Consider the following 10,302-nt stretch of genomic DNA (forward strand, 5'->3'; position numbering starts at 1 on the left):
TGGACTGCAAGGACCCCGACGACCGCGCGAACGGCCCCGGGGCATGGCCAACGCTGCTGAGGAACGTCGACATGCGACACAGCACTGACCCGCGCCTCCCCACGTGGAGGGGGCCATCGAACGGCATCACGCAGGAGATCCCGCCCGAGGTCCTGGCCCTGCTCGCGCTGCCCCACTTCGACACGCTGCCCCCGGATCAGGCCCGCGGCGCCGTCTGTCTGTGGTGCCCGGAGCGGCTGACCGCTGAGACGGCCGTCGACCTCGGCGAGCACACCGACCCGGAGACCGGCCGCTGGTGGCCGCGCGCCTGCGGCCCCTGCACCGGCCGCCGCGCCCACGCCGCGCTCTACACCCACGTCACCCAGTGCGAACCCTGCGTCGATGACGTCGGGCAGTGCGAGACCGGCCTCGCGCTGACCCGGCTCGTGAGGAGGCACCGCCGATGAAACCCGCGAACGTGATGAGCCCGGCCCCCGTACTGGGTCTACTCCCTCCCGAACCGGACCCGGTGGCGGGCTGCCCGACGTGCCGGGACCTCGCACGGCAACGGGAAGAGGCCCGAGCCGCCAGGGACGGCTCGCGTGTCTCGGACTGCAATGTCCTCATCCGCGCCCACCCCACGGACCCCGGCCCAAGGTCTGGCGGTGCTGAGACTCCCGCCGGCGTCGCCGAGGTGACCGCGGCCGCCGGTGGGTGAGGCGGCCCAGCGGTTCTCACTCCTGGGGCCCGGCGTTCTTCCTCCGGGCGACCAGCAGTGTGCCGCCGCCGGTGATCACCAGGCCGAGGGCGATGGCGCCGATCAGCGGGGTGACGTCCGAGCCGCCGGTCTCGGCGAGGTTGGTGTCCGCCGCGGTGCCGCCGGCCGTGGCGGGGGCCGGCTCGCCGATGATCTGGGTGTCCTGGCCGCTCTCGCTCTCGCCGGCCTGGGTCCGGCAGTCGAGGACGCCGGTGAACCGCTCCTCGAAGCCGCCCGGGCCGGTGATCGTGAAGTCGTAGGACTGCCCTTCCTGGAGCGGGACCGCCACCGTGCGGGTCTCGCCGGCGGCGATGGCGTACTCGGCGCCCATCAGCTCGAAGGAGAACGCCTCGTCGCCGCGGTTGACGGCGGTGAGGTCCAAGGTGCCCTCGGCGCAGTTCTCCGCCGCGGACAGGGCGGGCACGGCGCCCGTCGTGCCCCAGGTCGCGCTCGCCGCCGCCGAGACCGTCGACTCGCTGGAGCCGGCCAGGATCTGGGTCTGGCTGCGGGACTCGGAGGCGAAGGCGCGCCCGACGGGCACGGTGGTCGAGCCCTGCACGGTCAGCTCCGCCGTACCGGCCGGGGCGTCGTCCGGCACGTCGAAGAAGACCTGGCTGCCGTCGGTGACGGAGGTGACGGCCCTGCCGTTCCTGTCGACGATCCGCACGCCGCTCGTGGCGGCGTCCGCCGTCGGCGTCACCGTGGCGCGGTCCGCGTCGGTGTGCACGGTCACCGGTCCGAGCCGCTCGCCGGGGCGGCCGGCGACGGCGGGCGGGTCGAGGCTGAGGGACGCCGCCGGCTCGGCCAGAGCGCGGGCCTTGTCCTCCAGGTAGTCGGCGAGCCGTTCGGCCTGCGGGTCCAGGGCCCGGACGTCCGCGTCGTCCGAGTAGCGCCAGATGGCCACCTGCGTGCCGGCCGCCGCGTCCTGCTCGGTGAGTCCGCCGCGCACTCCCGCCTTCTTCGCGAGCGCGGCGAGGTCGTTCACCTGCGGGTAGGAGTTCCGCAGGATCCAGCCGATGCGGCCCGCCCGCGGGTTGGTGCCCAGCGAGGTACCGCCCCAGGGGGTCTCGTGGTACTGGGCTCCCTTCTGCGTGGGGCTCTGGATGTCGACGCAGTACGTCTGGAGCGTGCCGCCGCCCTCGACGGACATCTCGAACAGGCCGGCCGGGATCTCCTGCCGCCCCGTGGCACCCTCCGTCACCGCGGTGCCGTAGGTCTTCAGGCCGTTCACGGTGGCGGTCGCCCCGCCGCGGCTCTGCGCCGTCCCGTCGGCGGCGGCGGCCGGTGCGCCGCCGGCCAGGACGCCGGCGGCGGTGAGCCCGGACACCATGGTCACGGTGGCGAGGCGCGCCGCCCCTCGCCCGGACGTGGACAGCGCGGAGTACGCAGAAAACACCAAATTCCCCTTCGAGCAGGACCCGTTGATGTGGGGGGAACGGTCCCACCAGCAGAATCAGCAGCCCCGGAGGGCATGCCCGGCATCCTAAGGAAGCGGCACACCGCACTCCCCGGTGATGCTGTCCGATCATCGATCCGACTCGGAATCGTTATCCCCGCGGCGGCTCTGAACAGGGCTTATCGATAAATCCACCCGGGGCCTTCCCGTGCGTATTCCTCGATAAGCCGCAGTTCGGACAGGTGTGCGTCAGGCGGTCCGCGCGACCGCGGCTGACGTCACGTCAGTGCGGGTTCGGCAGGGTTCGGTTGGCCGGGCGGGTCGTCCGCTTGCGCGGCCGGGGCCTCCCAGTCGGGCTCGGCCGGTGACGCAGTGGCGGTGGCCGTGTCCGGTTTGCCGGCGCGGCGGAAGGCCGACGTGCCGCGCGTGAGGTCGTGGCCGATCGCCACCGCGTCGATGTCCGCCGAGGTCCGGGTCTGTCCGTCGCGCACGTCCGTGCGCACCCTCAGCCGGCCCTGCACCATGACGGGGTCGCCCACCGCCAGGGACGCCGCCGCGTTGGCGGCGAGCTGCCGGTGGGCCCACACCGTGAAGAAGTTGGTGTGGCCGTCCGTCCAGGCGCTCTTCTCCCGGTCCCAGTAGCGTGAGGTGACCGCCAGCCGGAACCGCGCCGACGGGCCGCTCGCCAGTTCCCGGTAGACCGGATGCGTCGCCACGTTGCCCACCGCGCAGATCATCGTCTCGTTCATCGTGCACCCCTCCCTCGCCCGGGCACCCACGCCGGGCGGACACGCGTACGGGCCCTTCCCGCACGGCTGTCTCTGCCGCGGCGGACACGCCGTCGCCGTACCCGCCGCCGTGAGGACGGCCGGGCGCGGGCGCCTGGTGCCGCCGCCTGCCCCGGCGACCGGGCCCCTGCGGGGCGGGTCCCCGGCCGGCCGCGATCGCCGTACGGCCGGACCGCGTCCGCCGGTGGCCCGCCGGGCGCCGTCTCGCCGCACGGCCAGACTGCCCCCGCCGGGCCGGGTCCCGCCGGGCGCTGTGCAGCACCGCCCGCCTGTGGACAACTCCGTCACCCGCGGGAGTGACACAGCCGCCGGGTAGGGCCCTCCGCGTCCCCCGCCGCCGGGCCGGGGAGACAGGAGCGCTATCGCGCCCCCGCCCCCGTGACCCGCCCGTACTGCTCGCGCACCTCCCGGTACCGCAGCAGCTCCGCCGCCACCGCGTCCAGCACGCGGGCCCGGCCGCAGCCCGCCGCCGCCTCTCTCAGGCGGCGTTCCGCCTCCTGCCCGTACCGGCGCGCCGGTCCCCGGGCGGCCATGCGGCAACTCCACTCGATGACGGGGCCGCCGATGATGCCGGACAGCATCAGCAGCACGGGTACGCCCAGGTTCGGCGACATGACCCCGACGATCTGGCCCAGCAGCCACAGCCCGCCCACGACCTGCACCAAGGTCATGCACGCCTGGCCGAACACGGCCACCGGCCACCACCCCGGGCGCGGCGGCCGGCCCGGGGGCAGCCCCGCCTTCGCCACCAGTTCGTCCAGCGCCTCGGGCAGGCCCTGCGCACCGCGTACGGCCGCCTCGCGCACCGCCTGCGCCCACGGCGCCGGCAGCCCGGCCGACGCCCGGTCGGCGACCGTGCGGACCGCCTGCTCGACACGCTGGCGGGCCGTGGCCTCCTCGTCGGCCTGGACGCGCAGCGGGAGCCGTCCGGTCGGGGGTTCGCGCCGGTCCTGGTACCAGCGCCACAGCCGCAGCCAGGGCGTGCCGCACGCACGGCCCGCGTTGCGCAGCCAGGCGCGTTCGGCCGCCTCGCCCGCCGCGGTGGCCCCCACCGCGTCCGCGAGCCGGTCCGCGAACTCCTCGCGCGCCTCCTCGCTGAGCCCGGAGCGCTGCCCGGTGACGTACACCGGGCGCAGGCGCCAGGCGGCGGCGTCCACGTCGGCCGAGATCCGGCGGGCCGGAGCGCCGCGCTCCGCCACGAACTGGCCGAGCGCCTCCCGCAGCTCGCCGACACCGTCCCCGGTGAGCGCGGACAGCGCCAGCACGTTCGCGCCCGGTTCGCCGTACTCCCCGAGGGCGACGCCGTCCTCGTCCAGCAGCCGCCGCAGATCGTCCAGGACCTGGTCGGCGGCCTCCCCGGGCAGCCGGTCGATCTGGTTCAGGACGACGAACATGACCTCCGCGTGGCCCGCCATGGGCCGCAGATAGCGCTCGTGGAGGAGGGCGTCGGCGTACTTCTCGGGGTCGACGACCCAGATGACGGCGTCGACCAGCGCCAGGATGCGGTCCACCTGCTCGCGGTGGGCCACGGCCGCCGAGTCGTGGTCGGGCAGGTCGACCAGGACCAGCCCGCGCAGCCGCGATTCCACGTCCGGGTATTGCAGGGGGCGCCGCCGCAGCCGGCCCGGGATGCCGAGCCGGTCGAGCAGACTGGACGCGCCGTCGCTCCAGCTGCACGCGATGGGCGCCGCCGTGGTGGGCCGGCGCACGCCGGTCTCCGAGATGGCCACGCCGGCGAGCGCGTTGAACAGCTGCGACTTGCCGCTGCCCGTGGCGCCGGCGAGGGCGACGACGGTGTGCCGGCCCGACAGCCTGCGCCGCGCGCCGGCCTCGTCGAGGACCCGGCCCGCCTCGGCGAGGGTCCCGTCGTCCAGCCGGGTGCGGGAGAGGCCCACGAGTTCGCGCAGCGCGTCGAGGCGCGCTCTGAGTGGCCCGTCGTACGCCAGCGGCGCCACGCCAGGCCCGCCGGACACCGGCCGCGACACGGCGGGGAGCTGTTCCGCGCCGTCGGTCTCGTTCACCCGCCGGGCGATCAGCCCGTCGTCCCAGGCGTCCACGCAGTCCGCGCCCTCGGACGGGGCGCCCTGCGGACGGTCCCGCTCCACACGGTCGCCGCGCTCCACACGGTCGACACGGTCGGTGCGGTCGCCGCGGCCGGGCGGGCCGGCGTCCGTCCCGCGCAGGGCACCGCCCCGCTCGCGCTCCCGCTCCCGCTCCCCGCGGTGGTCGTCCTTCCCTCCGGGGCCGGTCGCGGCGGCCGTCCCGCCCCGGCGCCCGTGCTCCCCCGGGGACCGGTCCGCGCGGTGGTCGTCCCCGCGGGCCGTGCCCTTCGGGCGGCCGGTGTGCTCGGTGGGGTCCTGGTCAGTGACGGCGGTCACCGGTCACCTCTCCTTCTGCAATACGGACAGCGCGGCGATGAGTTCGGCCTGGGGCTCGGGATGGACGTCGAGGGCGTCGAGGGGAGCGAGCCGGCGTTCGCGCTCCCGGTGCACGACCCGGTCCACGTACTCGGACAGCAGCCGCCCGCCCCGGTCGCGCAGCCGCAGCGCGCCGTGCGCGCCGATCCGCTCGGCGAGCCCCTCCCCCGCGGAGCGGGCCCGGCGCCCGCCCAGCAGCGCGGTGGCGACCAGCGCGGCGACGACCTCGGGATCGGGGGCGACGCTCCGGTCGACCTCGCGCACCTCCTCCTCGGCGTACTCCTCCAGCTCCCGCCGCCACCGCCGTACGGCCATGCCGATGCGGTGCTCGGCCCCTTCCGGCGAGGCGCCGCGCCCGGCGAGTTCCGGGGTGTCCGCGGCCGGATCGCGCCGCCACGCCTCGTCGACGCGCTCGTCCGCGGCGGTGACGGCGCACAGCAGGAGAGCGGCCAGGCTCTCGGTGAGGGCGTCCATGAGCTCCCGGGCGGAGCAGTCGAGGGGGAACGCGCGCCACCGCTTCAGCGCGTCCCCGGCGAGCACGGCCCCGGCCCGCAACCGGCCCCGCACACGCGCGTGCTCGCTGTCGTAGGCGCCGTCGACGGCGGCGGTGAGCCTGAGGGTGGCGGCGTACTGCGCGGCGGCGGCACTGGCCAGCTCCGGCATGCGGGACTTGAGGGAGTCGAGGAGTCCGTACGCCGTACGGGCCATGGCCTGCTGCCGGGCGGCGGGGTCCTGCGCGCGGTGGACGAGCCAGCTCCGCAGCGGCGCCACGGCGGTGGCCGGCAGCAGCCCGCCGCCCCAGGCCGACTCGGGCAGCTCGGGCACGGTGAACCGGGGTACCTCGCCGAGGCCGGCCTTGGTGAGCAGCGCGGCGTACTGCCGTGAGACCTCGGACACCACCTGGTGGGGCACGCGGTCGAGCACCGTGACGAGGGTGGCGTCGTACTCCTTGGCGGTGCGCAGCAGATGCCAGGGGACGGCGTCGGCGTACCGGGCGGCCGTGGTGACCATCACCCAGATGTCGGCGGCGCACAGCAGCTCGGCGGCGAGGAAGCGGTTGTCGGCGACCAGCGAGTCGATGTCGGGCGCGTCGAGGAGGGCGAGGCCGGGCGGCAGGGTGTCGGCGGTCTCGACGCGCAGCACGCGCGCGGGGTTCTCTCCCGGCAGCAGCAGGTCGTCGCCGGGGTCCTGGTGGGGCACCCACACGCGCGTGAGCTCGGGCAGGACCCGCGTGCCGCTGAACCAGTGGTGATCCTCCGGATGGCAGACCAGGACCGGAGTCCGCGTCGTGGGGCGCAGCACCCCCGCCGCGCTGACCCGGCGGCCCACGAGCGAGTTCAGCAGCGTGGACTTGCCCGCCCCGGTGGATCCGCCGATGACGGCCAGCAGCGGGGCCTCGGGCTCTTTGAGCCGGGGCACCAGGTAGTCGTCGAGCTGCGCGAGCAGCTCGTCGCGGTTGGCACGCGCGCGTGGGGCCCCGGCCAGGGGCAGCGGGAAGCGTGCGGCCGCGACACGGTCGCGCAGGGCGGAGAGTGCGTCGAGCAGCTGAGGCCGTACGTCCAAGGTCACCACATGCGAAGAATGCCCAATTTTAGGGGAATTCTGAAGCATATGAGCATGTCTGCGCGCCGACAGGACACAAGGGGCGCATGGGGTGAGTGGGGCCTCGACACCGGCCAGGCATAACGAGTGCACAACACCCGATGCGCAGGACGCCAAAAGCGATGCACGATTCGCACCTGCCTGCGATTATCAGGACCGCTTCACCGAACCTCCACATCGAGCCACGGAGGGGAAGCGACCGGGACAGGGAGCCGGGAGCCCTATCCTTGTCCCCGGCGACGTCACGGATCAGCCACCACGGCCCCGCGACGAAGGCCACCACACCAGGCCCCCGTAGCTCAGTGGATAGAGCAGGCGCCTTCTAAGCGCTTGGCCGCAGGTTCGAGTCCTGCCGGGGGCGCCAGCGTTCACCCTTCCCCCCGGGGAGGTCTTTCCGGGGGTGTTTCCGCTGGTCAGGGTCGGCATCAGCCACCACGACGAAGCCCCGGGCGCCCTTTTCGCGCCGATGTTCTCGGCAGCCGGGGGATCGGTCGGGGCCGGGTGCCTACGGCAGGCCGCGCCGCAAGGTCAGCGACACGAACCCGCCAGCCTCTCTCCTCAGACCGAAGGCCGCCGGGTGGGCGCGGTCCCTGGTCGGCTACCGCGTGCCCGGCGACGGGAGCCCCCGCCGCCACCGCAGCCGGTGCCTGAGGAGGTCCGCCCGTACCCGCACGATCTCACCCCGTGACCGCGGCAACGTCCTCATCCGCGCTCATCCCCACGGGCCCCGGCCCAGTGGGCTGCGGTACTGAGACTTCCGCTGGCGCCGCTGGAGGTAGCTGCGGCGCCAGCGGGCCGGGCGGCCGTCGTGCGCTGGGGAGCCCGGCGGCCGCCCGCCCGGGTCCGTCACCGGCTCGACGCCGGCCGAGCCGGTGACGCCCCCGCGGCCCGTCTCCGCCCCCGTCGGAGGCGGGCCGCTCACCCCACGAGATCTCGTGGGGGCACGCCGATCGCGTCGGCGCTCCGGACCAGGGTGTCCAGCTGGGGGCTGGCGTGGCCTTGCTCGATACGGCTGTACGAGGTGATGCGATGCCCGACCGCCCGCACACGCCGCGAGCGAGGTCGTGGCAGACGCTTCCGCGCGAGGCGCGTCGTCCCGAACGTCTCTCGTCGGGGTCTCCGGGCTTGAGCACCGTGTAGCACGAGGTAGCACGCCCGGCGATCGCGGGGGCGTCATCAGCACGGGCGGTTCCCGGCCCGTGGGCGCAGGACGAGACAGCGATCGCCTTGACGCCTTTCGCTCGCCAGCGACCTGCGTTGACGCGGGTGAGCACATCGCTTCGGCCTTCACACCCTCTCAGCGCCCGGCCGCCAGTTCGCCCTCTCTCACGCGTACCGGTAGATGCGGCTGTGGTCCTCCAGTTGGTCCGGGGTCACGTCCCACGGGGGCATCCTCTGGTGGCGGGCGACGATGCGGCCGTGTTGCGGGCTGCTCTGGCCGGGGGGCCTGTCCGGCAGGTAGCGGGCGCCTCGGTGGCGGTGCTGCCAGCGGGACCACTGGAGGTCGACGAAGGCGTGCACGAGCCAGAAGACGGGGTCGTTCACGGAGGCGCCGCCGACCATGACCCCGCCGACCCAGCGGTGCACCCGGTTGTGGTTGCGCCAGGAGGCGCTGCCCCGGCCGGGCCCCCATCCTTCCAGCTTGTTGCGGAACCCCTTGGCGGACGTCGAGTCCCAGGGCGCGGTGTCGTAGACGGGGTCCTTCAGCGCCCATTCCAGGTCGCTCTTGGTCGGCAGCTTGATCGGGTCGCGGCGGCGGCCGAGGTCCCGGGTGAGGAACCGGGTGTCGGTCACGTTCTCCCGGAGGGTCCAGTTGCCCTCCCTGTAGGCGAACGGCCCGGTCGTCACCTGGTGGTCCGAGGCCCGGCCGGTGCCGCCCAGCAGGTCGGCGGTCCAGGGCGCGGAGGTGGTGCCGCGGTCCTTCGTCCAGTCCCAGTACGGCACGGAGACCGACGCGTCCACCCGCTGCAACGCCCGTTCCAGGTCCAGCAGGAACCGCCGGTGCCAGGGCAGGAAGGACGGGGTCATGTGGGCCGCGCGCAGCCCGTCCTCCCCGTCGGCGACGTAGTACTCGATGTGCGTGCGCACGAACTCGTCGTACTCGCCTCGGCGTTTGACCTCCAGCAGCGCCCGTACGAACCGCTGCCGCTCGGCGCGGGTCAGGGTGCTGACGTCCTTACGCGTGTACACCATGGCGGCCTCCCGTGTGCCCGTGTCCGCCGCCCGTCTCGCGCAGCCGCTGCCCCGGCGGGAGTTCGTCGACGGCCGCGCGGGCCGCCTCCAGCGGGGTGGGGTACGAGCGGGAGTGGTCGACCATGCTCAGCCAGGTGCCGTCGGCACGGCGCATCAGGTGCAGCGGGCGCCCGTCCACGGTGACCTGCCAGGTGCCGGCGCCACCGGCCGCGCCCGGTGTCCTGACGCCGCGGATGTGCCGGCCGCGGTAGGTCTCGTCGAACGCGCCGCTGTCCGGGCCGGTCAGGGGACGGGCCACGGCCCGCGCGCGTCCGGCCGGGACGCCCCGGTCCGTCCGTGCGGCCCCTGAGGCCGCTGAGGCCCCCGTGGGCCGGGAGGCGGCGGTCACGGGGACGAACGCCGACGCCAGGGCGGGGGCGAGCAGCCGGCGCACCAGTCGGCGGCGTGCGGCGTCCGCGGGGCCGCCTCTGGCCGGTTCCGCCGGTTCCCCCCGGGATGCTTCGCGCTCGCTGACGACCATGTTCGTGCTCCTCGTCCGGTGTCCGTCTGTCGGTGGTGGCGAACGGGGGGACTCAGCCCCGCGCCGGCAGGCCGCCGAGCAGGGCGCCCGCCGAACCCACCTCCTTGGTCACGGCCTTCGTGGTGTGCAGGGCGGACGACTTGCCCTCGGTGCTGTGCTTGTCCGTCCGGGACTCCACCGGCAGGCCGATGACCGGCTCCTCGGTGACCACCCCCGCGGCGTGGTCGACGGCGCCCGTGAGCTGGGCGACGTCGTTGTGGGCGTACGCGGGTCCGGCGACCCCGGCGAGGACCATGGATCCGGCGACGGCGGCGGCGGCCTTCAGGGGATTCATCGTGTTCCTTTCTTCGGCGACTCCCGTCACCCGTCACCGCGGGGAACGGAAAGTGTGGCGCCGTGCCTAACGAGTGCCGCCCGCACCGGAAACCCCGTGTGCCGAAATGTTTCCGCGACCCACCCGAATGAACGGTGTGCCTCAGTTCCTCATCGGCGTTTCTCATCCTCATATGAGAATCCGCCTGGGCCCGAAGGATTGATTCTGGATCAGGGAAGCGGACGGGCAGCAGGACGTGGGCGTGCACGTCGATCGTGGGCGCGGTCACGGCAGCTCCCTCAGCATCGTCATGGTGCGGCCCATCAGGCCGGGGACG

9 protein-coding genes and 1 tRNA gene are annotated in these 10,302 nt (G+C 74.5%); 2 read left to right on the top strand and 8 right to left on the bottom strand.

Going from position 1 to position 10,302, the window contains the following annotated elements:
* Positions 1 to 71: 71 nt before the first annotated feature.
* Complete coding sequence (locus AB0L74_RS27520; protein ID WP_365657852.1) at positions 72 to 446, top strand: hypothetical protein; 375 nt, start codon at positions 72 to 74, stop codon at positions 444 to 446.
* Between the two features lie 267 nt (positions 447 to 713).
* On the opposite strand, the gene AB0L74_RS27525 is transcribed toward AB0L74_RS27520, so the two are convergent.
* The 4 genes from AB0L74_RS27525 to AB0L74_RS27540 form a co-directional block, all read right to left on the bottom strand.
* Positions 714 to 2,132 carry a TQXA domain-containing protein gene (locus AB0L74_RS27525; protein WP_365657855.1) on the bottom strand — a complete coding sequence of 473 codons (1,419 nt, stop codon included), beginning with the start codon at positions 2,130 to 2,132 and terminating at the stop codon, positions 714 to 716.
* Positions 2,133 to 2,410: 278 nt separating this feature from the next.
* A complete protein-coding gene (locus AB0L74_RS27530) occupies positions 2,411 to 2,881 on the bottom strand; it encodes a single-stranded DNA-binding protein (protein WP_365657858.1) in 471 nt (156 codons plus the stop codon).
* 398 nt (positions 2,882 to 3,279) lie between these two features.
* Positions 3,280 to 5,298, bottom strand: a complete 2,019-nt coding sequence (locus AB0L74_RS27535; RefSeq protein ID WP_365657860.1) for a YfjP family GTPase — start codon at positions 5,296 to 5,298, stop codon at positions 3,280 to 3,282.
* Between the two features lie 3 nt (positions 5,299 to 5,301).
* Complete coding sequence (locus tag AB0L74_RS27540; protein WP_365657863.1) at positions 5,302 to 6,909, bottom strand: dynamin family protein; 1,608 nt, start codon at positions 6,907 to 6,909, stop codon at positions 5,302 to 5,304.
* Between the two features lie 318 nt (positions 6,910 to 7,227).
* On the opposite strand from AB0L74_RS27540, the gene AB0L74_RS27545 reads away from it, so the two are divergent.
* Positions 7,228 to 7,303, top strand: a tRNA-Arg gene (locus AB0L74_RS27545).
* 554 nt (positions 7,304 to 7,857) lie between these two features.
* On the opposite strand, the gene AB0L74_RS27550 is transcribed toward AB0L74_RS27545, so the two are convergent.
* The 4 genes from AB0L74_RS27550 to AB0L74_RS27565 form a co-directional block, all read right to left on the bottom strand.
* Positions 7,858 to 8,082: a helix-turn-helix transcriptional regulator gene (locus tag AB0L74_RS27550; protein ID WP_365657865.1), complete on the bottom strand. Its 225-nt coding sequence runs from the start codon at positions 8,080 to 8,082 to the stop codon at positions 7,858 to 7,860.
* A gap of 183 nt (positions 8,083 to 8,265) precedes the next feature.
* Positions 8,266 to 9,132, bottom strand: coding sequence for a tyrosinase family protein (locus AB0L74_RS27555; RefSeq protein ID WP_365657868.1), 867 nt, complete (start codon positions 9,130 to 9,132; stop codon positions 8,266 to 8,268).
* Positions 9,116 to 9,652: a tyrosinase family oxidase copper chaperone gene (locus tag AB0L74_RS27560; protein ID WP_365657871.1), complete on the bottom strand. Its 537-nt coding sequence runs from the start codon at positions 9,650 to 9,652 to the stop codon at positions 9,116 to 9,118. Before AB0L74_RS27560 ends, AB0L74_RS27555 begins: the two co-directional genes overlap by 17 nt.
* Positions 9,653 to 9,704: 52 nt before the next feature.
* Positions 9,705 to 9,986: a hypothetical protein gene (locus tag AB0L74_RS27565; protein WP_365657874.1), complete on the bottom strand. Its 282-nt coding sequence runs from the start codon at positions 9,984 to 9,986 to the stop codon at positions 9,705 to 9,707.
* Positions 9,987 to 10,302 lie beyond the last annotated feature (316 nt).

The organism is Streptomyces sp. NPDC052020, assembly GCF_040680575.1.
Classification (GTDB): domain Bacteria; phylum Actinomycetota; class Actinomycetes; order Streptomycetales; family Streptomycetaceae; genus Streptomyces.

What these genes read in the sequence shown, in the direction of transcription:
- AB0L74_RS27520 (WP_365657852.1), top strand. Translation starts at nt 72, where the DNA reads ATGCGACACAGCACTGACCCGCGCCTCCCCACGTGGAGGGGGCCATCG.
- AB0L74_RS27530 (WP_365657858.1), bottom strand. Translation starts at nt 2,881, where the DNA reads ATGAACGAGACGATGATCTGCGCGGTGGGCAACGTGGCGACGCATCCG.
- AB0L74_RS27555 (WP_365657868.1), bottom strand. Translation starts at nt 9,132, where the DNA reads ATGGTGTACACGCGTAAGGACGTCAGCACCCTGACCCGCGCCGAGCGG.
- AB0L74_RS27560 (WP_365657871.1), bottom strand. Translation starts at nt 9,652, where the DNA reads ATGGTCGTCAGCGAGCGCGAAGCATCCCGGGGGGAACCGGCGGAACCG.
- AB0L74_RS27565 (WP_365657874.1), bottom strand. Translation starts at nt 9,986, where the DNA reads ATGAATCCCCTGAAGGCCGCCGCCGCCGTCGCCGGATCCATGGTCCTC.